This window comes from Lentzea flaviverrucosa (genome assembly GCF_003350445.1).
Classification (GTDB): domain Bacteria; phylum Actinomycetota; class Actinomycetes; order Mycobacteriales; family Pseudonocardiaceae; genus Lentzea; species Lentzea californiensis.
The window spans coordinates 366,406-387,662 of sequence record NZ_QQAU01000004.1; the positions used below are offsets into that span (position 1 = coordinate 366,406).

Here is a 21,257-nt window from a genome sequence, read left to right on the forward strand (position 1 = left end):
CAGAAGACGAGCGACGGCACTGGTCGATGACTCGACGGCGCGTCAGCATTCGCACGGTACCCATGGTGCTCCTCCATCGGTCCTGGCGTTAGCACCTGCCCGCATCCAGCGGGTGGTTGCTGCGACGTCGTAGAGCCAGGTCTCTCAGTCGCTCCGGATGGCAAGTAGCAGTCAACCGGACGGACGTTCGGTTGCGCAAGCCAAAACCGGATTCGTTCGACAGATCACACTGTTGGCCGATGGATCCCCGGCCTAGACCTCGGCAATCCGGATGAAGTCGATCACGCTCAACTGCTCTCCCCGAACCTGGGGATCAACGCCGGCTTTCTCGAGCAGTTCGTCGATGTTCCCCGGGTTGCCGGCCCAGCCCCTGAGCGCGGCCCGCAGCGTCTTCCGACGCTGGGCGAACGCAGCGTCGACGATCTGGAAGAGCTTCTTCCGATCCACAGTGGACAACGGCTTTTCGTGACGCCGGAAGGAAACCAGCCCGGAGTCGACGTTGGGCGCAGGCCAGAACACGTTCTTGCCGACCGCCCCTGCCTTCTTCGCCTCGGCGTACCAGGCGAGCTTCACGCTGGGCACGCCGTAGATCTTGTTGCCGGGCTTGGCCGCCATCCGGTCCGCCACCTCCGCCTGCACCATCACCAGACCCTTTTGCAGGCTGGGAAGTTCGGCCAGGAGGTGCAGCACGACCGGGACCGCCACGTTGTACGGCAGGTTCGCGACGATCGCGGTGGGTTGCGCCGGCAGGTCTTCTTGGGTGACTTTCATGGCGTCCATGAGGACGACGTGGAGCTTGCCGGCGTTCTCCGGGTCCATCTCGCTGACCGTCTGCGGGAGGCGGTGGGCCAGGGTCGGGTCGATTTCGACTGCGACCACCTGGCTGGCGCTGGGGAGCAGGGCGAGGGTCAGGGAGCCCAGGCCTGGGCCTACCTCCAGGACTACGTCGTCTTGGGTCAGGCCGGCCGCGGTGACGATCTTGCGGACGGTGTTCGGGTCGTGCACGAAGTTCTGGCCCAGCTTCTTGGTTGGGCGGATGTCCAGCTCTGCGGCTAGACGGCGGACTTCGGCAGGTCCCAGCAGGCTCACTTGGGCATTCTCGCAGGCTTGGCGGTGGAGGGGTGGGCTGGGACCTTGCTGGTGGGGCCGGTGGGTCACCTGCCGTGCGAGCGGTCACCTTGCGAGGGTGGCCGGGCGGGCAATACCGGGCCGGTGCCGGTCATCGCCGCTGCGCGTCGATAGCGATTCGGGCACCACCGCTCGACCAGTGCGCAGAGGTTCACACGCCTCGGCTTCGCCATTGCGATTGGCGGCAGGGCAGCTCGGCTTCGCCGTTGCCCTGCGCGCAGGGAGGGACGCCTCGGGCTCCGCCCTTGCGTTGGGCGGCAGGGTGGCTCGGCTCCGCCGCCGCTCTGCACGAGCCTTCATGCGGCATCCGCCTGCAGGATCTCCCCCACCGCATGCCCGTCCACGGTGCCGCACTTCAACTGCGGCGCGTTCGCTCCCTGCCGCACCCCGCCTGCCGCGCGCCCGCCACCCTCCACCTGCCGCGCTCGCCACCGGCCTTGCCTTGCCCCGCGCACTGGATTTCGCCGTGCCCCTGCCCCGCCAACGACGAAGGCCGCCCGTGGGGAACCAGGGCGGCCCAAGTCAGGGGACGGGGAGAAAGTGTGTGTTTACGGCAGGCCCAGCTTCGCGCGGCAGCCCGGCCATGCGCCGTACGTGCCGCCTGCGCGGTCGCGCAGCTTCGTGGCGGTGGCGATCTGCTGTTCGCGGGTGGCCTGGTGCGGCAGCTGTGCGTAGGCGGTGCCGCCGTTCGAGGCCCAGGTGCTGGCAGAGAACTGGAGGCCGCCGTAGTAGCCGTTGCCGGTGTTGATGGCCCAGTTGCCGCCTGCCTCGCACTTGGCGAGGCGATCCCAGACTTCGCCGTCCGGGATCGGCTTGGTGCCCACGGTGATCTTCTTGGGCTTCGGCTCCTTGGTGATCTTGCCGCCGATCTTCTCGCGGCTGATCTCCTTGCCGTTCTTCACCGTCACGCGGTACGTCGACGTCTGCTCGCCCGGCGTGCCCGGGTCGGTGACGGTCTGCTGGCCGCTGGCCAGGTTCGGGTCGTTGGTCTTCTCGACCGGCGGGGCCACCGGCTCGTTCACGTTGATGACCGTGACGCCGGTGCGCGAGATGTAGATCTCGGCGCCGGTCGCGATCTTCACGTCCATGCCGGACGCGACCGCGTCCTCCGGGCCGAGGGTGAGGTTCTCGCCCTTGAGCAGCTCGTCGACGGTGAGCGCGGTCGTCTTGACCTCGCGGACCGGGTTCGCGCCGTCGAAGACCTTGACGTTCTTGAGGGTCTTGACCTCGACGCTCATGCCTTCGAGCGGCACGTCGTGCGAGCCGGGCATCGACATCCAGGCGCCCTCGAGCGGCACGCCGAGCTGCTTGGCGGCCTCCTCGACGGTGACCGAGCGGACCCAGTCCTCGCGGGCCTGGCCGTCGATGCTCATCTTGAGCAGGCGGCCGCGGTCGAGGCTGATCTTGCCGCCGTCGGAGATCGGGGCGTTCAGCGACGGGGACAGGGCGTCGTGCTCACCGACGACGATGCCCTCCTCCGCCAGGACCTCGCCGACCGTGCCCTCGTAGGAGTGGACGGTCTGCATCGCGCCGTCGACCTCGACGGTCAGCGACTTGTCCATCGCCATGGCGGTCACGCCGCCACCGGAGATCGACACCAGGACCGCGGCGACGGTGCCCTTGAGGAAGCGGCGCTTCCACGTCGAGGCGGCCGTGACGAGGACCTGCGGGTCGTTGCGCTCCTCTTCCTCCGACGGGAGGACGAGCGGCGGCATGATCGTCGTCTCGGCGTTGATGAGACGGATCAGCTCGTCGACGTCGACGTTGGCCGAGGCGAGCAGGTCGTCGGCGTCCGGGCCGAGCACCTCGAGCACGTCCGCGGGCGTGATGGTCAGCGCACCGGCGGGGAAGCTCGGGTGGGGGTCGACGACGTCAACGGTCGTGCCGCCGACCGGCGTGAACCAGTCGGTGTCGTCGTTGAAGTCGTACGGAGCAGCAGCTCTGTCGCTACCAGACAAGGGTCGATACCTCCATTGCGGAAGCTGTGAGGCCACCGCACAGTTGGCGTTGACAAGATCATTCGAGTTGGAGCTCGAAGGTTCCCGGCAACTCCTCCTACGTGGTCTCGCTTCTTCGCGCTTCTGGCTTCGGTCCCGCCCCGACTGCGGGCGTGCTCCGAACCGACAAGGTCGACTCAGGTGGCACGGTCACGGGACAGTAACGGGGTAGCCGACGTTGCGCAAACACCCCCGCCAATGTTGTGACCTCAGTCACCCCATGGAGGTAGGAACCCTGTACTCCGTTCGCTCTAAGTCGCATTTCAGTGGTCCAGCCCGAACACTCGTTGAGCAGTACGGGTGACGGCGACGCAGAGTTCAGAAAGATCTTCGCCACGCAACGTAGCGAGATCGCGAACTGTGTAATTCACACAATAGGGTTCATTTGGACGCCCACGATACGGATGGGGCGTCAGGAACGGTGCGTCCGTCTCGACCAGGAGCTGATCTTGCGGCACGAGCGCCGCCGCTTCCCGCAGCGCACGGGCGTTCTTGAACGTCACCGGGCCCGCGAACGACAGCACGTACCCCGCGTCGACGCACCGCCGGGCGAAGTCCGCGTCGCCGGAGAAGCAGTGGAAGACCACAGTGGACGGTGCGCCCTCGGAGTCGAGGATCTTGAGGATGTCCTCGTGCGCGTCCCTGTCGTGGATCATCAACGGCTTCCCGACGCGCTTGGAAAGGTCGATGTGCCAACGGAAAGCCTCGTGCTGGGCGGCCGGTGGCGAGTAGTCCCAGTAGTAGTCCAGACCGGTCTCGCCGATCGCGACCACGCGGGGCAGAACGGCCAGCCGCTCCAGTTCGGCCTTCTCCTCGTCACCGAACGAAGAGGTGCGCGTCGGGTGCACGGCGACCGCGGCGTAGACCCGCGAGTCCCAAGTGGACGCTCCGGCGGCCCACTGCGCGGCCTTCAGGTCGTCCGCCACGGTGATCACGTGCGAGACGCCGGCGGCCTCTGCCCGATCGAGCAGGACCGCCACGTCGGCGGCATCGACGGCACCGCACGCGTCGAGATGGGTGTGGGCGTCGATCACCGGTGCCGGAAGAGCTTCCGGCACCGGCGGTCGTTCACGCTTGTCCGTCACTACTCGGTCACGATCGGAGCCCACTCGGGCCCGACCTCGCCCAGCTTCGCGTCCAGCTTCGTGAACAGCGGCGACGGCTTCTGCAGCGGCCGGCCGACCTCGAGCGGCGTGGACTCCCACTTGGCCTGCTCACCGGCGTAGTCACCGGTCAGCACCGGGTACGAACGGTCGGGGATGTCCAGGTCGTCGACCTCGGTCATCTCCGGCTGTGCGGCCCACACGCCCGTGCCGCCCAACGCCTCGTGCACCTTTTGTGCTGAGTGCGGCAGGAACGGCGTCATGAGCGTGTTCGCGTCCTGCACGACCTGCAGTGCCGTGTGCAGCACCGAGTCGCGGCGGTCCAGGTCGTCCTTGAGCTTCCACGGCTCCTGGTCGGACAGGTACTTGTTCGCCAGCGAGATCACGCGCATGGCCTCGCCGGAGGCCTGCTTGAACCGCGAACGGCGCAGGTGCGCGCCGACCGTGTCGAACGCCGCCTTGGACTGCGCGAGCAGCTCGTGGTCGGCAGGCGTCAGCGCCGTGGCCTTCGGAATGGCGCCGACGTTCTTGTGCGCCATCGAGATCGAGCGGTTGACCAGGTTGCCCCACTCGTTCGCCAGCTCGAAGTTCGTCCGGCGGACGAACTCCTCCCAGGTGAAGTCGGTGTCCTGGTTCTCGGGACCCGCGACGGAGATGAAGTACCGCAGCGCGTCCGGCCCGAACTCCTTAAGGAAGTCGCCGACGTAGATCACGGTGCCCCGCGACGTCGAGAACTTCGAGCCGCTCATCGTCAGGTACTCCGACGACACGACCTCGGTCGGCAGGTTCAGCGTGCCGAACCGGCCGGGCTCGCCGCCCTTGTCGCCCGCGCCGTTCTGCCCGAGCAGCAGCGACGGCCAGATGAGCGAGTGGAAGACGATGTTGTCCTTGCCCATGAAGTAGTAGCCCTGGGCGTCGCCCGTCCAGAACTCCTTCCAGGCGTCGGGGTCGCCGGTGCGCCGCGCCCACTCGACGGACGCGCTCAGGTACCCGATCACGGCGTCGAACCACACGTAGAACCGCTTCATCGGCTGGTCGCTCCACCCGTCGAGCGGGATCGGCACACCCCAGTCGAGGTCGCGGGTGATGGCGCGCGGCCGCAGGTCCTTGATCAGGTTCTGCGAGAACTTGAGCACGTTCGGACGCCAGTCCGACCGCGTGCCCATCCAGCTGCCCAGCGAGTCGATGAACGCGGACAGGTCGAGGAACAGGTGCTCGGTCTCGACGAACTTCGGCGTCTCGCCGTTGATCTTGGAACGCGGGTTGATCAGTTCCGACGGGTCGAGCTGGTTGCCGCAGTTGTCGCACTGGTCGCCGCGCGCGCCCTCGTAACCGCAGATCGGGCAGGTGCCCTCGATGTAGCGGTCGGGCAGCGTACGACCGGTCGACGGGCTGATGGCGCCCATCTCGGTCTTGGGGACGACGTAGCCGTTCTTCCACAGCGCGGAGAACAGGTCCTGCACCACCTGGTAGTGGTTGCCGGTGGTGGTGCGGGTGAAGAGGTCGTAGGACAGGCCGAGGCCCTGCAGGTCACCGGCGATGACGCGGTTGTACTTGTCGGCGAGCTCGCGGGCGGTGAGCCCTTCCTTCTCGGCCTGCACCTGGATGGGTGTGCCGTGCTCGTCCGTGCCGCTGACCATGAGCACCCGGTGTCCGGACATTCGCATGTAGCGGGAGAAGACGTCGGACGGGACACCGAAACCGGAGACGTGACCGATGTGCCTGGGGCCATTGGCGTAAGGCCAGGCCACCGCGGTCAGTACGGAGGCACTCATGGCAATAGCCTACGGAGGCGGTGCCAGGGGGTTTTCACCGAGTGGGAGGTCTGTTTGTCCGCGACCAGAATGCTGGTGCTCGGCGTGGTCAAGCTCGTCGGCGAGGCACACGGTTACGTGGTGCGGCGCGAGCTGAAGTCGTGGTCGGCGGACAGCTGGGCGAACGTGCAGCCGGGCTCGATCTACCACGCGCTGAAGTCGCTGGCCAAGGACGGACTGCTGGAGCCGGTCGGCACCGAGGAGTCCGACGAGGGCCCCGCCCGCACGACCTACCGGATCACCGCGGCCGGCGAGCACGAGCTGCGGGACCTGCTCGCACACGCGCTGGCTGACCCGGCCGCGGGCAACGACGAGGTCTCCGCGGGCATCGCCATGCTCAACCTCGTCCCCCGCAAGCAGGCGGTCGTGCTGCTGAAGAACCGGCTGGCGGGCCTTGAAGGACAGCTCACCCCGACTCGGCACGGCATCTCGTCGATGCAGGAGATGGGCAAGCCCGCGCACGTCAGCGAGCTGTTTCGACTCTGGCTCGTCCATCTCGAAGGCCAGGTGCGCTGGACTCAGGAGCTGATCGAACGCCTAGAGGCCGGTGCGTACGAGCTGAGGGACTAGTCAAACTTGATTAGTTCTCGCTAGCCTCTAGTCAAAGTTGACTAGAGGGGGTTTCGTCATGATCAAGGCACGCGGTCTCGCGCGCCGGTTCACCACGAAGGCCGGTCCGGTGGACGCGGTCAAAGGGGTGGACATCGAGGTGGCCGAGGGCGAGCTCGTCGGGTTCCTCGGCCCGAACGGCGCGGGCAAGTCCACGACGTTGCGCATGCTCACCACGCTGCTGCAGCCGACCGCCGGCGAGGCGGTCATCGCCGGGCACGACCTGCTGACCGACCCGGCCGGGGTGCGCCGCAACATCGGCTACGTCGGCCAGAAGAACGGCTCCGGCCAGGACCAGCGCGTCGCCGACGAGCTGGAGTTCCAGGCCCGCTTCTACGGCCTGTCCAAGCACCATGCCCGCAGGAAGGTCGCCGACCTGCTCGAACGGTTCGACCTCCAGGGCCTCGAGAAGCGCGGCGTCATCACGTTGTCGGGCGGCCAGCAGCGCCGGCTCGACATCGCGATGGGCATGCTGCACGACCCGCAGCTGCTGTTCCTGGACGAGCCGTCCACGGCACTCGACCCGCAGAGCCGCCGCAACCTGTGGGACCACATCAGGCAGCTCAAGGCCGACGGCGTCACGGTCTTCCTGACCACGCACTACCTGGACGAGGCCGACTTCCTCAGCGACCGGCTGCTGGTGATCGACCACGGCTCGATCGTCGGCGAGGGCTCACCCGACGAGCTCAAGCAGCGCGTCTCCGGCGACCTCGTCGTGCTCGGCACACCGCAGGCCTCGATCGTCGCCTCGAAGTTCGAGAACGCCGTCGTCGAGGGCGAGCAGGTCAGCTTCCGGATCCCGAACGGCGACCGCGCGCTGCCCGGGCTCCTGCGCGACCTCGACAACATCGGCGTGGAGCTGCACTCGGTGCAGGTGCACCGGCCGACGCTCGACGACGTGTTCCTGACCATGACCGGCCGCTCGTTGCGGGAGGAAGCCAATGCTGCCTAGGAACCTTTTGGGTGACACCTGGCTCGTGTTCTGCCGCGTGATGCTGCCGGTCGTGCGCAACCCCGTGGCGATCGTGTTCGGGATCGCCCAGCCGTTGCTCTACCTCGGGCTCTTCGGGCCGCTGCTCGGCGAGGGCGGCTGGCAGTGGTTCGTGCCGGGCCTGCTGGTGCAGATGGCGTTGTTCGGCACCGCCTACGCGGGCTTCTCGTTGCTGCCCGAGGTGCGCACGGGCGTGATGGAACGGCTGCGCGTCACCCCGGTCAGCCGGATCGCGCTGCTCGTCGGCAGGGTCGGCAAGGACGTGGTGCTGCTGGTCGTGCAGAGCCTGCTGATCATGCTCGCCGCGATGCTGTTCGGCTTCCGGGCCACGGCCGGGCAGATGCTGCTCGGGCTGGGGCTGGTGGCGTTGCTGGGCATCGCGATCGGCTCGGTGTCGTACGCGATCGCGCTGAAGGTGAAGCTGGAGTACGTCTTCGCGTCCGTGCTGTCGGCGTCGATCGTGCCGTTGATGCTGCTCTCCGGCGTGCTGCTGCCGATGTCGAACGGCCCGCAGTGGCTGTACTGGCTGTCGCGGATCAACCCGCTGGCGCACGTCGTCGACGCCGAGCGGTCGATCTTCAACCCCGGCACGATGCTGTACGGGCTGATCTCGGTGGCGGCTCTGGTGCTGGTCGGCGTGTTCTACGGCGTCCGCACGTTCAACAAGGAGTCAGCTTGACTTGATCGCCGCGTCGTAGAGCGTCTTCTTGCTGATCCCGGCCGCCTCCGCGACCTCGGCGGCGGCCGACTTCATCCGCTCGCCGTCGGCGACGCGCTGCCTGACCTCGGCGACGAGCGTGTCGAGGTCCGGCGTGTCAGCGACGGGAGCGGGGCCGAGCACCACGGTGATCTCGCCGCGTGCGCCTTCCACGGCCCATTCGGCGAGCTCGGCCAGTGAGCCGCGCACCACCTCCTCGTACTTCTTCGTCAGCTCGCGGCACACGGCGGCACGGCGGTCCGGCCCGAGCACCTCGACGGCGTCCGCGAGCGTGTCCGCGAGCCGGTGGGGAGCCTCGAAGAAGACGACCGTGCGCTGTTCGGTGGCCAAAGGTGCGAACCAGCGCTTGCGCTCACCGGACTTGCGCGGCGGGAAGCCGTCGAACGCGAACCTGTCGCTCGGCAGGCCGGACAGGGCGAGCGCCGTCGTCACCGCGGACGGCCCCGGCAGGCACGTGACCGTGAGGTCCTGCTCGACGCACGCGGCGACGAGCCGGTAGCCCGGATCGGAAACGGACGGCATTCCGGCGTCCGTCACGAGCAGCACGGTCGCGCCGTCGCGCAGCGACTCGAGCAGCCCCGGCAGGCGCCCGACCTCGTTCTGGTCGTAGAAGCTGATCACCCGCCCGGACGGTTTGACCTGCAACGCGGCCGCGAGGCTGTGCAGCCTCCTGGTGTCCTCGGCGGCGATCACGTCAGCCGTCCCGAGTGCCTCGATCAGGCGCGCGGAGGCGTCGCGGATGTCCCCGAGAGGGGTGGCTGCCAGGACGAGACGGCCTGAACCGGATACAGGACTCACAAGCTTCACCCTACGATCGGCGGCGTGACAGTCCTCGTGCAGCCAGGAGAGGCGCCCGTCGTCGTCGAGGAGCCGCCTACGGATCGTGCGGCGGTACTAGACCCGCCGCCGTCCGGAGACCGCATGCGCGGGTGGCTCATGACGGCCGTCGTGACGCTGATCGGTGCCGTCGTGCGCTTCTGGAACGTCGGGTATCCGACGGACAAGGGCACGCCGATCTTCGACGAGAAGCATTACGTGCCGCAGACAGCGCAGGTGCTGCGCAACGGCGGCTACGAGGACAATCCCGGCTACGAGCTGATCGTCCACCCGCCGCTGGCCAAACAGCTGATGGCGATCGGCCAGGAGCTCTTCGGCTACGACGGCATCGGCTGGCGGTTCGCCTCGGCGCTCGCGGGCGCGATCACGATCCTGCTGATCGTCCGCATCGCCCGCCGCCTGACCCGGTCGGACCTGTTGGGCGCGCTGGCCGGTGTCCTGCTCATCGCGGACGGCGTCTCGCACGTCCAGTCGCGGATGGGCATGCTCGACATCTTCATCGCGCTGTTCGTCGTGGCCGCGTTCGGCTGCCTGGTCGCCGACCGCGAACAGATGCGCGCCCGGCTGGCCGTGGCCGTGCGCGAGGGCTTCGTCAACAACTCGGCGTTCGGCCCGTGGATGGGCTTCCGCTGGTGGCGCTTCGGCGCGGGCGTGATGCTCGGTGCGGCGTGCGGGATCAAGTGGTCCGGCATCTGGTACATCGCCGCGTTCGGCCTGCTGACGGTCATCTGGAGCGCGCTGGCACGGCGTGCCGCGGGCGTCGAGGAGCCGTGGCTGGGCGCGCTGGTGAAGGACGTCCTGCCGTCGCTGGGCGGCCTGGTCGCGATCCCCGTGCTCGTCTACGTCGCGACGTGGTTCCCGTGGATGGCCAGCGAGACCGGCATCGACCGGCACGTGGTCGGCGGCAAGGTCCAGGACGTCTCGTACGTCCCCGACGTCCTGCAGTCGCTTTGGTACAACGCGAAGAACGTCTACAAGTTCCACGTCGAGCTGGTCACCTCGGAGACCAACCGGCACCCGTGGGAGTCGAAGCCGTGGACGTGGCCGATGGGCCTGCGTCCCATGCTCTACTACTACGACAACTCCGTCACGGGCTGCGGCGCGGCGTCGTGCCTCGGCGCGATCATGCTCATCGGCACGCCCGCGATGTGGTGGCTCGCGTTCCCGGTGATCGGCTGGGCGCTGTACCGCACCATCGGCCGCATGGACTGGCGTTACGCCGGCGTCCTGGTCGGCTACGCCGCGGGCCTGCTGCCGTGGTTCCTCAACCTCGACCGGCAGATGTACTTCTTCTACGTCACGCCGATGGCACCGTTCCTGGTGCTGCTGATCGTGCTGGCGCTGGGCGAGGTCCTGGGCCGAAGCACCGCGGGCTCCGAACGCCGTGGCACCGGGTTGCTGGTCGTGGCGCTGTACGTGGGCATCGTGGTGGCGAACTTCGTGTGGCTGTGGCCGATCCTGAACGGCAACCCGATCACACCGGAGATGTGGCAGCAGCAGCTGTGGCTGCCTAGCTGGCGCTGATCTCGAGGGCTTTCTCCTTGGTCAGGTCGCCTTCGAGCCTCATGGTGACCTGACCTCGTTGCCAGAGCAGGGTTTGCCCTGCCCCGTTCGGTTCCTCGGTGTGCCACGCGCCGTCGCGGTCGATGTAGAAGAACACGTGCGGGTACGGGATCCAGATCTTGTCGCCGATCTGCTCGACGCCCTCCTGGTGCACCAGCTTGCCGACGGTCGAGCTGATGGCGCCGTCGAACTGGTCGAGCCTCAGGCCGCCGTAGTGCAGGCTGACGAACCGTCCTTCGTGGACGGTGACCCGGTCCGGCGTGCCGAGCTCCCCCGGCAGGTGGATCTCGAACGGCATCTGCTTCCGGGCCTCGTCGAGTGAGACGTCGTTGCTGGGCAACGGAGGGACGACAGACAGCGGCGCCTCCGTGCGGAACTCGACACCGGCGAACTCCAAGAGCTGCTGCACGCCCGCCCGCACCGCCGGCGACACCGCGAAGGCGATCGCCGACGCCGTGATCGCGGCTACGAGCGCCTTGAGCCAACGGTTTCGTCGTCGCGGCACGTTGATCCTGGCCAGCACCTGGGCGGTGACGTCCGGCGGTTCCGGCACGTGGAGCTGCCGGCCCAGATCGCGGAGGGCGGCCTCTGCCCGGTCATCGGTCATGGGCCACCTCCTCCAGCATCGGGCGCAGCTTGGCCAGGGCGCGCGACAGCCTCGACTTCACGGTTCCCTTGGCCACGTTGAGGGTCTGCGCGGTCTCGGCCTCGCTCAGGTCCAGCAGGTACCGGCACGTGACGACCTGGCGGTCGGCTTCGTTCAGGCTCTGGACGGCGTGCAGGAGCTTGGCGCGGGAGTCGTCCACGAGCGTGCCGGGGTCGTCGTGGTCGACGGTCTCGGTGATGGCGGCGAGCCTGAGCTCCATCAGGTTGCGCCGCCGTCTGCCGCGGTGCAGGTTCTTCGTCTCGTTGGCGACGATCTTGAGCAGCCACGGCTTGAAATCGGCTTCGGGCTTGAACGTGTGGAGCTTCCGGTACGCCTTCACGAACGCCTCCTGCACCATGTCACCGGCGTCCGCACCGGCTCCGAGCAGGAACGCAGTCCGGTGCGCGAGCGCGGTGTACCGGGCGACCAGCTCGCCGTAGGCCGCCTGGTCGCCTGCGATCGCCCGTGCCACCGCTTCGTCCGTGATGCCCTCTCTACACCGGGAACCTCAGATCGGTTCCCGGTGTATTCGCGCCATGAGGATTCTCGCCTTTTTATGCGCTTTCCTGCTGATCAGCGCACCGAGTGCGCTCGCGGGCGGCTGGGCGGTCACGTACGTCGACCCCGTGCCGTCGATCCAGCCCTCCGTGACCCACACGGTCGGCTACTGGGTGCTGCAGCACGGCACCCACCCGTTCTCCGGCGACCTGGGCAGAACCGGCCTGCGCTTCAAGTCCGGAGCCGATTCCCGGGACTTCGCCGGCGTAGCACTGGGCGAACCCGCGCACTACGCCGTGACGTTCTCCCTGCCCGCCGGCACGTACGAGGTGTTCGGCGTGCAGGGCGTGTTCCCGGAACACGCCCTGGGCACGCTGACCGTGCCGGGCACGTTGCTGGTGAAGCCGGTGGACCCGCAGATGGTGCAGGGAACGGTGGACGGCCCGTCACCGTGGCAGGAGATCGCACCGCCACTGGCGGTCTCCGCTTCCCCCGCCCCGGCCGCCGCGGTGGCGCCTTCCGAGCCTTCGGGAAAGCCCTTGCCCGTGTGGATCGCCGGACTCGTCGTCGCGGGCGCGGCCGGTGTGTTCCTGCTGCTGCGCAAGAGGTTGCGGCCGAACCCCCGAAGGTGAGTGGTGAGGCGATCGGCGGAAACCGCCTCACCACTCTCGCGTGGCATCCCGTGAGGGTGCCGAGGCTTGCGGGTGGACCACGGCTTAGGTCGGTGAACGGTGAATCACCGTTACGGACCGGTCCAACGTTCACCCGGTTCGCCTAAGCGTCGACCTCCTGCGGAACCGACACCGCGACAGCGGCGGGAACTTCCTGCCCAGGCACCGCCGCCGGGCCGAGCTCGGGTCCGTCCTGGGACGACGGTGCCGTCGACACGAGCGCCACCGGAACGTCCGCAGGGGGCACGAACGTCGCCTCCGACCTGATCTTCGGCGGCGTGGCGGACCACGGCTTGAGGTTCTGCACGATCTCCTCGTAGAACGACGAAACGGCGTTCAGCACCGAGTCGATGAACGAGTTGCGCCCGGTGCCGCGCTTCGAGCCCATCTGGACCGAGATCTCGACCCTGAACCCGCGGATCTCCTTCTGCGGATCGGCGATCAGCAGCGCGGGATTCGCCCGGACCGCACCCAGCAACTCGGACGCCCCGGCACCTCTGGCATGCGCGACGAACGCTTCCAGCCGGACCGAGTCAGGCGCGTTCTTCAGCTGCCGCAGCAGCCAGTTGATCCGGGTCGACGGGCGGCCCTCCCTGGGACCTTCCACGTCGACACCGCAGATCACCCTGCCGGCTCGCAGATCGGCGACGACGTGCAGCGTCCCGACCGTGTCGGGAATGCGAATGCCGCCGGACAGCTTCCCGTCGGCCACCAACTGCCCGAGCTGGCGGGAAAGGCGGGCCTGCGGCTCAGCGAGGTCCTTGCGGGACAACGCCGGGGTCACGTCCGTGCCGAGGCGCCTGCCGAGCTGCAGTCCGGCGAACCGGAGCAGGGCCTCGAACCGGAGCACCACGTCGGGTGCGATCTTGTCGGTCGTCCGCAACGTGCGAGCCTCGACCGCGTCGCGCAGCGGAACCCACGACTGGCCCATGTCCTCGAACGCCATCGCGCCCGACCGCGGATGCTCGAGGTACCTGATCAACTCACCGAGGATCCAGGCCTGGTCGGGGTCGGCCACGCCGCGGTGTTCCTTCTGCATCACGGCTTCGCAGAGCACCTCGCTCCACGACCAGTGGTGCAGCGCGACCTTCTTGAGCTTCTTGCGGTCCACCGGCGTCGGGTGCTGGCCGGGCAACGGCGAGATCTCGTTCGAGATCGTGATGACCGCGTCGAAGCCGAACTCGCGCGCGACGTCCAGGTAGTTCTCCAACTGCTCCACCTGGAGCTCGTTGGACCCGGTCTTCACCTCGACCAGCGCGGTCCACGACTTCTGCCCGCGGGTGACCCGGACCAGTCCGTCAGGGATGAGCTTGCGTCCGTCGAGCTCGAACGGGACCTCGATGAAGGTCTGCACAGCGGCGGCGGGCGCCCCCAGCGGCTGGGTCAACGCCCGCCCGAACTCGCGCACCGCTGACATGACGGCCAGCAATGCCGATGTCGCCCGTCGTTCTTGTTCTTCAGCACCGTTGATGCCCGAAGTCGGAATCAGGCGTGCGGCATGCCAGCTTTCTTCAGCGGTCATAGTTCCCTCGCATGGCGGCTTTGCGGTCAGGAAACAACAACGCTGTCGTCGTTGAACTCTTTACGACCGTTACCCGCCGTGCGGGGCATTCACCCGGTTCGCCTACATCGGCATGTGCCGCGTGGGCGGCGGCGTCGGCTTGCTGATCATCTTGGTGACCGGGCCTTCCTTGCTCATGCCCTGCTGGTCGAGGAACTGCGACAGCTGCCCGCGCACCTGGGCCAGCGACGGACGGCGGCCCGGTTCGGGGTCCATCGCCGCGAGCAGGAGCCTCGCGTGCTTGCTGTTCTGCGGCAGCTTGGTGATCGGTTCGCCCTGGGCAGCGGCCATCAGCGAGGAGATCGGGTTCTCGCGGGAGCCGCGCGGCGGGTGGCCGGTCAGGGCGTAGGAGACCGTGGCGGCCAGCTGCCAGGAGTCCGACGCCGGGGACGCGGTTTCGCCGCGGGCCGTTTCCGGGGCCAGGAAGTCCGGGGTGCCGACCATCATGCCGGTGGCCGTCAGGGTGCTGTCGCCCTTGGAGCGGGCGATGCCGAAGTCGATCAGGTGCGCGGTGCCCTGGTTGTCGACGATCACGTTGGACGGCTTCACGTCGCGGTGCAGCACGCCTCGGTCGTGGGCCGCCGCGAGTGCGTCGGCCATGTTCAGCCAGAGTCGGGCGGCGAGTTTGTCGTCGATCAGGCCGTTCTTCAGGACCGTCTCGGACAGCGAGGCGCCCTCGATGTACTCCATGACCAGGGCGAGGCCGTCCGGGTCCTGGACGATGTCGAAGACCCGCACGCAGTTCGGGTGACGGACCGCGGCCAGGGCGCGGGCCTCGCGGAGCATGCGCGCCTCGGTGTCGTTGTCCGGGGCGTGCGCGAGCTTCACCGCCACGGTGCGGTCGAGCTGCTCGTCCACGGCCAGCCAGACCGTGCCGAAGCCACCGGAACCGAGCTGGCGGACGCGGCGGAACCGGCCGTTGCCGGGGTTCCAGACCTTGCCCGACTTCTGCACCGGCGCGGGCGACTCGGCGTTGGCCGCGCCCGGACCGAACGGCAGCGGGCCCGGCGTGTCCGCGAGCACCGCCGGGTTCGACGGCTGCGGAGTACTCGGCTGCGGCAGGACCTCGGCGACGCGGGTCGGCGGGTACTGGCGCGGCGGCTGGTGCTGCGGTTGTGTCACCGGGCGCATCGGCCGGTTCATCGGTGCCGGCTGGTACTTCGGCACCTGCGCCGGCTGGTACGGCGGCGGGTTCTGCCCCGGGTTCTGCGGCGGCGGCTGGTGCTGCGCGGCCGTGATCGGCTTGGTCGCCGCCTTCTTCTGGGGCTGACCAGCCGGGAGCTGGTTGTTCTGGGGCTGGGGCTTGCGCGCCACCGGCTGCGGTGGCGGCGAGTTCTGCGAGTTCCGGTCCTGGGACCGGTCGCGGCCGGGGCGGTTCAGCATGGCGGTAGTCAACCCGAAAATCCGCACGACGAGTGAGCCGATTATCGCAATCGGCAGAAACCCGAGGAGCACATGGCCGACGAGGGTTACGGGGAATGCCGACGTCGTCACCAGCAGTACCAGGAACATCGGCCAGAACACGCGGCGCGGCCAGTTCGGCCCGAGCCGGAACGCCGAACCGGACTGCAGCATGACGAACAGAAGGCACAGCAACGCGAGCGCCGCGGTGATGCCCGCGGCCGCCAGGAACAGGGGCTGCTCCGTCGGCCGCTGGATCACGCCGATGATCGACGGCGCACCGTCGACCAGGTAGCTGCCCTGTGAGAACGTCCCGAAGCAGGTGTCCTGGTCCAGCGACGCCGAGCCGGGGATCGCCCGTCCGGACAGCCCCTGCACGGTGCCGCGCATGACGAGCCACGGCAGCACCAGACAGCTGGCGACGCCGAGCACGGTGAAGATGGCACCGGTCACGGGTCCGTAGGAGTTGCCGACCACCCGGCGCACCGCGATGGACAGCAGCGCCCCGATCGTCGGGAACAACCCGAGCACCGCACCGAGCGCCGTGGTGGTCCACACCCAGTCACCGGGGCAGACACTCGCACCCACGAAGCCGTGCAGCCACGTGAGCAAGGACTCAGCGAGCCCCACGACTCACACCACCCCTTCCGAGATCACCCCCAGCCTAGGCGGTCTGTCAGCGTACGGTGCGTGATTGGTTTGCGGTTGACGCCACAGCAACCCTTTCCTTGATCACCGCGTTGTACCTCCGTCCGGCACGCGTCGAGCCTGCTGTTCCTTACACGTCTCGACGGACGGCTCCGTTGACAGAAGTCGGCAGTGCTGCGCGATTCGTTATCGAGGCAGCACGAACGGACACCTGGCGAACGGGTGGAAAAGGCGACGTCAGCCGACGTCTGCCCGGTGATCGGAGAAGGTGCGCGAACTGCCCCTGCCCGCCGACGCGCCGGAAGTCTGCGCGGCCGGACCGGACGCCACCGGCAGGTCACCGAGGCCGGCGACGAACTCGACGGTCCACAGGTGCCGGGCGGCCGGGTTGTGGTCCGTGAAGGAGTCGCGGTGGCCGTAGGTGGCGACGCGGGTGTTCTGCTGGTCGTGCATCTCGACGGTGATCTGCGAGCCGAGCAGGCCCTTCTCACCGGGTGCGCAGGCCAGTTCCAGGCGCGTGCGGATCCACTGCGGCTCGGTGGCCGGGTCCGCTTCGAGTTCCTCGGAGACCGCGGTGCAGGCCGCGCCGTGGGCCCGGAAGGTCAGGGCGGCCCGGAAGACGACGAGCTCACCGGCCGTGCAGCCGGTGAGAACGCGCGCTTCTACAGCTGTCTCCGTGCTGGAGACGACAGAACGGGCGGCCGTGCACCGGGCGGTAGGGGCTTCGGTCGACGCCGCCGCACCGCTGGAGGTGACGGCCCCGAGTAATAACGCGGCGACCACAGATCTCATGAGAGAAAACTATTTGTGGATTCCGCGTTCTTCACTCAACTTCACCCCATAGATGGGTGAGCGCGAAATACGTTGCCGGCGCTGACCTGTCAGTGGTCGTGGTGGTCGTGCTCGGGAGCGAACGGCTGGTAGACGTAGAACATCGTCACGGGCTCGTCGCCCGCCACGGTCTCGTGGTCGACGCCCGGCGGCACGAACGCGTACGAGCCTGCCGTCGCCTCCGCCCCGCCGATGCTCACGGTGCCGTCGATGACCCACGTGTGCTGCGTGGCCGACGGGTGGCTGTGGCCGGCGTCGCGCGCGCCTGGCGCCATCTGGATCAGGCCGACGATGGTGTCGCCGCTGGGCGACTTCCACAGCAGCCTGTTCTGCAGCCGTTCGTCGCCGTGCAGCGGGAACGCCTTCAGCTGGGCGAGGGCTTCGGCGGACAGGACCGTGACCTTGTCCTGCGGCACGTCGCTCATGGGGGACAGCCTTTCGGGAGCCGAACGAGCTTACGGCCGTTATATAGGCGAAAGGGCCGTTCCCATTACTGCGAACGGCCCGGAACCACTCAGTTCAGCTGCATTTGGCCTCACCGTTGAACAGCAGGAACGTCGTGAGCTTGCCGTCGGTGAAGTGGAAGCTCAGCACGGTGCCCTGCTGATCGGGCACCGGCACCTCGAAGCCCTTGCCGTCCTTGTCCACGGCGTTCGGGTAGGCCGCCTTGAGCTGCTCGACCGTGGCACCCTTGCCGATGTTCTTCGCCGTCGTGGCACCCGGCGGCGGCACGATCATCCGGATCTTGTCGCCGGCGAACAGGACGCCGCCGTTCGCCTCACGCGCCTCGGCCCGAGCGGCGATGCGCTTCGTGGACTCCGCGGACAGCTCGACCGCCTTGGCTCCGGCTTCCGCGGCCGTGGCGAGCTTTTCGGCGTGGGCGGCGTAGGCAGCGGCACCCGCGTTCGCTCCCGGCGCGGGACCGACAGCCGCGTCGGCGTCGTCCGCCACCTTCTTCGCTGCCTCGTACTTCTGCTCGATCTCGGCGTCTTCCGCGAGTTGCTTCGCATCCGGCGCCGGCGCGCCCTGGTAGCGGTAGTCCTCGCAGTCGCCGGTCTTCCCGGCGGCGGTCGCACCGAGCTCGCCGGTGGCCAGTGCGTCCTTTTTGGACATTCCGGGCTTCAGCCCGCCCCAGCCCGTGACGTCGAAGTGCTTCTCCTGCATCGTCGCCGCCCGCTGGTCTCCCGACCCCGGCGAGCAACCGGCGACGGCGAGTGCCACCGCCACGACGAATACAGCTTTCAATCCCCCAAGATTGTTCACGCGCCCAAGATATCCATCATCGCAGCAACTGCCGAACGAGTTACTGACCACGCAAAAGAAGAGAGCCGATGGTCGCTATGACCACCGGCTCTCTTCTTACGTGGAGCTGAGGGGAATCGAACCCCTGACCTTCTCGATGCGAACGAGACGCGCTACCAACTGTGCTACAGCCCCTTGCGGTGTTACGAGAGAACTATAGCAGTCCCAGAAGGGGTGTTTCACCACCCCCTCCTACGCCCCGACAGCACCTCGGTACCGCAGCGACTCCAGTCCCTCTAACTCGACGAAGACCGGGTCCTCGTCGTCGGAGTCGACCGGGATGGTGCCCGGGAGCACGCGGTGTTCGAAGCGCGGCAGCGGTGGCAGTGCGGGCCTGTCGTCGACGACCTCGACCTGGGTGGTCTCGGAGTCCTCGGCGCCGACCTGCTGCGGGATCTCGGCGGCGGCCGCGATCTCCTGGTGCTGCGGGCCCGTCTCGCGGCGGCGGCGCACCTGCTGCAGGCGGGCGAGCCGCCGGGCGCGGATCTCCTCCTCGATCCGCACCTGGCGGCGCAGGTACGTGAGGTAGCCGACGAGCAGCAGGTCGAGCGCGGCGTGGCCGTACCAGAGCTTCGTGAAGAACACTCCGGCGACGATTCCCGACACCACGGCGGCGACCAGCAGGAACGCCACCACTCTGCGGCGGAACGCGTACTTGGCCTGTGCCACCAGAACGGCGGCTTCCGGGTCGTAGCCACCACGGCCACGCCGGAACGGGCGCTCGACGTACTCCTCCTCGTCGAAGTAGTCGTCGTCGATGTCGTGGATGTCGTCGTACTCGGCGTCCGGCATGGCGTCGTACTCCTCCCCCACGCTGCGCGCACTCTCCTGGCGCTTGCGGGCCATCATGGGGACGAGGACCACGAGCCAGGCGACGACCAGCGCAACGATGATCAGCGAACTCGGCATTCCCCGTTCACCTCCCCCGGCCCACGCGTGGTGCTGTCAACCACGCTAGTCACAACAGTCACACCTGTCTCGGAGGCACGCCGAACTCGGTGCGTACGAAAGTGTGGTCTATCACCCACTTTTGGGTGAAGTGATTAGGGCAAACGGAAGCGGACGTCAGGGAAGACGGGCCTCTCCGCGTGCGACCAAACGGCGCACTAGGCCATCCGGGACCTCTTCGGTCGTGAGCGCGAAGCAGAGGTGGTCGCGCCACTGCCCGGCAACATCCAGATAACGCTTGAAGAGGCCTTCCTCGCGGTACCCGGACTTCGTGAGCACGCGGATCGAGGCGCCGTTCTCGGGGCGGACGGTGGCTTCGAGCCGGTGCAGACCAGCGTCGCGGAAAGCGTGGTCCGTGAGCAACGCCACGGCCGCCGTTGCGACGCCGCCTCCCGCCCGATCGGCGGCTACCCAATAGCCGATCCACGCCGACAGCAACGAGCCGCGCACGATGTTGCCGACGGTGATCTGACCGGCGACCTCGCCGTCCACCAAGATCATGAACGGCAGCGTGGTGCCGCGGCGGGCCATGCCGCGCAACGACGACCACTGCGCGGGCCAGGACAGCGTCGCGTTGCGCTCGTCCCAGCCCTCCTGCGCGGTCGGTTCCCATTGTTCGAGGTAGGCGCGGTCGCGGATGCGCAGCCTCGACCACTTACCGCCGTCGAAGAGCCTCGGCCCGCGCAGCTCGACGGTTCCCGCGCGCACCTGGAGAGGCCCCAGCCGGACCGGCCAGCCGGGGTGTCTGCCCAGATCGGCGAAAACGCTCATCCACGCTGCGCAAGGAAGCTGACCAGCACCTCTTGGCCGACGGAGACCTCCGTGACGTCCTCGTCGACCATGATCAGGCAGTTGGCCTCGGCCAGTGACGCGAGCAGGTGCGACCCGGACGTGCCGAGCGGCTGCACCAGGTACTCGCCGTTGTCCGCGTCGCGCAGCAGCTGACCGCGCAGGAAGCCCCGGCGGCCCTTGGTCGACTGCAGCGGCGACAGCAGGCGTGCGCTGACGGCGCGGCGGTACGGGTTCTTCTTGCCCAGCGCGGCCCTGATCAGGGGCCTGACCAGCACCTCGAACACGACGAGCGCGCTCATCGGGTTCGCGGGCAGCAGGAACGTCGGCACGGCGTCCGGGCCCAGCCGGCCGAAGCCCTGCGCGGAGCCGGGGTGCATGCCGACGCGGGTGACGTCCATGTCGCCCAGGTCCGTGATCGCGGCCCTGACCTCGTCGCCGACCGTGCCGCCGACGCCACCGGCGATGACGACGATCTCGGAGAGCAGCAGCCTGCCCTCGATCACCTCGCGCAGCCGGCGCGGGTCGGCCGACATGATGCCGACCCGGCTGACCTCGGCGCCCGCGTCGCGTGCGGCGGCGGCCAGTGCGTACGAGTTCACGTCGTAGACCTGGCCCTGGCCGGGCGTGCGGTCGACGTCGACGAGCTCCTCACCGAGCGAGATCACGGACACGCGCGGACGTGGGTGCACGAGCACCTTGTTGCGTCCCACGGCGGCCAGCAGACCCACCTGAGCAGCACCGATGGACGCGCCGCGGCGCACGGCGACGTCGCCGGTCTGCACGTCCTCGCCGGTGCGGCGGACGAACCCGGCGGACGGCACGCTCCGGTTGACCGTCACCTTGGCCTGGTGGCCGTCGGTGTACCCGAGCGGCACGACCGCGTCGGCGAGCGTGGGCAGCGGAGCGCCGGTCGCGATCCGCACGGCCTGGCCGGGCTGCAGTCTGCGCGGCTGGCGCGAGCCGGCCGGGATCTCGCCCACGACCGGCAGCTGCACCGGGCTCGCGTTCGCACCGGACACGTCGACGCTGCGCACCGCGTAGCCGTCCACGGCGGCCTGGTCGAAGCCGGGCAACGCGCGTTCCGCCACGACCTCCTCGGCGCAGAGCAGGCCCTGCGACTCCGAGATCGCCACCCGCACGGGTGCGGGCCGCACCGCGGCCGCGATCACCCGAGCGAGCTGCTCGTCCACTGACCTCAT

The 21,257-nt window shown here is 68.5% G+C and carries 20 protein-coding genes, 1 tRNA gene and 1 riboswitch; of the genes, 5 read left to right on the plus strand and 16 right to left on the minus strand.

What is annotated here, in order from left to right; all coding sequences use genetic code 11:
• Positions 1–70 precede the first annotated feature (70 nt).
• Positions 71–164, minus strand: a riboswitch (SAM riboswitch).
• Positions 165–252: 88 nt separating this feature from the next.
• From rsmA to metG, 4 genes are all read right to left on the minus strand, one after another.
• On the minus strand, positions 253–1,083 hold the full coding sequence (gene rsmA, locus DFR72_RS15385) for a 16S rRNA (adenine(1518)-N(6)/adenine(1519)-N(6))-dimethyltransferase RsmA (protein ID WP_218158088.1): 831 nt from the start codon (positions 1,081–1,083) through the stop codon (positions 253–255).
• A gap of 593 nt (positions 1,084–1,676) precedes the next feature.
• Entirely contained in the window at positions 1,677–3,086 is a 1,410-nt protein-coding gene (locus tag DFR72_RS47505) for a resuscitation-promoting factor (protein ID WP_090065497.1), read from the minus strand.
• Positions 3,087–3,388: 302 nt separating this feature from the next.
• On the minus strand, positions 3,389–4,210 hold the full coding sequence (locus DFR72_RS15395; RefSeq protein WP_090065496.1) for a TatD family hydrolase: 822 nt from the start codon (positions 4,208–4,210) through the stop codon (positions 3,389–3,391).
• The gene (gene metG / locus DFR72_RS15400; RefSeq protein ID WP_090065495.1) at positions 4,210–6,003 is read right to left on the minus strand and encodes a methionine--tRNA ligase; all 1,794 of its coding nucleotides are present in this window, start codon (positions 6,001–6,003) and stop codon (positions 4,210–4,212) included. Before metG ends, DFR72_RS15395 begins: the two co-directional genes overlap by 1 nt.
• Positions 6,004–6,057: 54 nt before the next feature.
• Between metG and DFR72_RS15405 the strand changes: the two genes are divergently transcribed.
• Genes DFR72_RS15405 through DFR72_RS15415 form a run of 3 tightly spaced genes read left to right on the plus strand, consistent with a single transcriptional unit; the run spans position 6,058 to position 8,321 of the window.
• Positions 6,058–6,612, plus strand: a complete 555-nt coding sequence (locus DFR72_RS15405) for a PadR family transcriptional regulator (RefSeq protein WP_090065494.1) — start codon at positions 6,058–6,060, stop codon at positions 6,610–6,612.
• A gap of 58 nt (positions 6,613–6,670) precedes the next feature.
• The gene (locus DFR72_RS15410) at positions 6,671–7,603 is read left to right on the plus strand and encodes an ATP-binding cassette domain-containing protein (RefSeq protein ID WP_090065493.1); all 933 of its coding nucleotides are present in this window, start codon (positions 6,671–6,673) and stop codon (positions 7,601–7,603) included.
• The gene (locus DFR72_RS15415) at positions 7,593–8,321 is read left to right on the plus strand and encodes an ABC transporter permease (RefSeq protein WP_090065492.1); all 729 of its coding nucleotides are present in this window, start codon (positions 7,593–7,595) and stop codon (positions 8,319–8,321) included. The genes DFR72_RS15410 and DFR72_RS15415 overlap by 11 nt, the downstream gene beginning before the upstream one ends.
• Here the strand turns inward: DFR72_RS15415 and rsmI are convergent.
• On the minus strand, positions 8,313–9,158 hold the full coding sequence (rsmI, locus tag DFR72_RS15420) for a 16S rRNA (cytidine(1402)-2'-O)-methyltransferase (RefSeq protein WP_090065491.1): 846 nt from the start codon (positions 9,156–9,158) through the stop codon (positions 8,313–8,315). The genes DFR72_RS15415 and rsmI overlap by 9 nt on opposite strands.
• Before the next feature lie 24 nt (positions 9,159–9,182).
• Here rsmI and DFR72_RS15425 point away from each other — a divergent pair, with 24 nt between their 5' ends.
• Positions 9,183–10,721 (plus strand): dolichyl-phosphate-mannose--protein mannosyltransferase, encoded by a 1,539-nt coding sequence (locus DFR72_RS15425; RefSeq protein WP_245982995.1) that lies wholly within the window; start codon positions 9,183–9,185, stop codon positions 10,719–10,721.
• Here the strand turns inward: DFR72_RS15425 and DFR72_RS15430 are convergent.
• Both DFR72_RS15430 and DFR72_RS15435 read right to left on the minus strand, forming a co-directional pair.
• Entirely contained in the window at positions 10,708–11,367 is a 660-nt protein-coding gene (locus DFR72_RS15430; RefSeq protein WP_090065489.1) for a hypothetical protein, read from the minus strand. The genes DFR72_RS15425 and DFR72_RS15430 overlap by 14 nt on opposite strands.
• Positions 11,357–11,878 carry an RNA polymerase sigma factor gene (locus tag DFR72_RS15435; RefSeq protein WP_211335433.1) on the minus strand — a complete coding sequence of 174 codons (522 nt, stop codon included), beginning with the start codon at positions 11,876–11,878 and terminating at the stop codon, positions 11,357–11,359. Before DFR72_RS15435 ends, DFR72_RS15430 begins: the two co-directional genes overlap by 11 nt.
• Positions 11,879–11,942: 64 nt before the next feature.
• Between DFR72_RS15435 and DFR72_RS15440 the strand changes: the two genes are divergently transcribed.
• On the plus strand, positions 11,943–12,536 hold the full coding sequence (locus DFR72_RS15440) for a hypothetical protein (RefSeq protein WP_090065487.1): 594 nt from the start codon (positions 11,943–11,945) through the stop codon (positions 12,534–12,536).
• Between the two features lie 142 nt (positions 12,537–12,678).
• Here DFR72_RS15440 and DFR72_RS15445 read toward each other — a convergent pair whose 3' ends face one another.
• From DFR72_RS15445 to glp, 9 genes are all read right to left on the minus strand, one after another.
• Positions 12,679–13,992 (minus strand): hypothetical protein, encoded by a 1,314-nt coding sequence (locus tag DFR72_RS15445; RefSeq protein ID WP_211335434.1) that lies wholly within the window; start codon positions 13,990–13,992, stop codon positions 12,679–12,681.
• Between the two features lie 207 nt (positions 13,993–14,199).
• Entirely contained in the window at positions 14,200–16,167 is a 1,968-nt protein-coding gene (locus tag DFR72_RS15450) for a serine/threonine-protein kinase (protein ID WP_090065486.1), read from the minus strand.
• A gap of 255 nt (positions 16,168–16,422) precedes the next feature.
• Positions 16,423–16,977: a hypothetical protein gene (locus tag DFR72_RS15455; RefSeq protein WP_143086704.1), complete on the minus strand. Its 555-nt coding sequence runs from the start codon at positions 16,975–16,977 to the stop codon at positions 16,423–16,425.
• An 89-nt stretch (positions 16,978–17,066) separates the two neighbouring features.
• The gene (locus DFR72_RS15460) at positions 17,067–17,441 is read right to left on the minus strand and encodes a cupin domain-containing protein (RefSeq protein ID WP_090065484.1); all 375 of its coding nucleotides are present in this window, start codon (positions 17,439–17,441) and stop codon (positions 17,067–17,069) included.
• A gap of 94 nt (positions 17,442–17,535) precedes the next feature.
• Positions 17,536–18,261 (minus strand): hypothetical protein, encoded by a 726-nt coding sequence (locus DFR72_RS15465; protein WP_143086703.1) that lies wholly within the window; start codon positions 18,259–18,261, stop codon positions 17,536–17,538.
• A 119-nt stretch (positions 18,262–18,380) separates the two neighbouring features.
• Positions 18,381–18,453, minus strand: a tRNA-Ala gene (locus DFR72_RS15470).
• A gap of 57 nt (positions 18,454–18,510) precedes the next feature.
• The gene (gene sepX / locus DFR72_RS15475) at positions 18,511–19,227 is read right to left on the minus strand and encodes a divisome protein SepX/GlpR (protein WP_090065482.1); all 717 of its coding nucleotides are present in this window, start codon (positions 19,225–19,227) and stop codon (positions 18,511–18,513) included.
• A gap of 156 nt (positions 19,228–19,383) precedes the next feature.
• Positions 19,384–20,037 (minus strand): GNAT family N-acetyltransferase, encoded by a 654-nt coding sequence (locus DFR72_RS15480; RefSeq protein WP_090065481.1) that lies wholly within the window; start codon positions 20,035–20,037, stop codon positions 19,384–19,386.
• Positions 20,034–21,257 (minus strand): molybdotransferase-like divisome protein Glp, encoded by a 1,224-nt coding sequence (gene glp, locus DFR72_RS15485; protein WP_090065480.1) that lies wholly within the window; start codon positions 21,255–21,257, stop codon positions 20,034–20,036. Before glp ends, DFR72_RS15480 begins: the two co-directional genes overlap by 4 nt.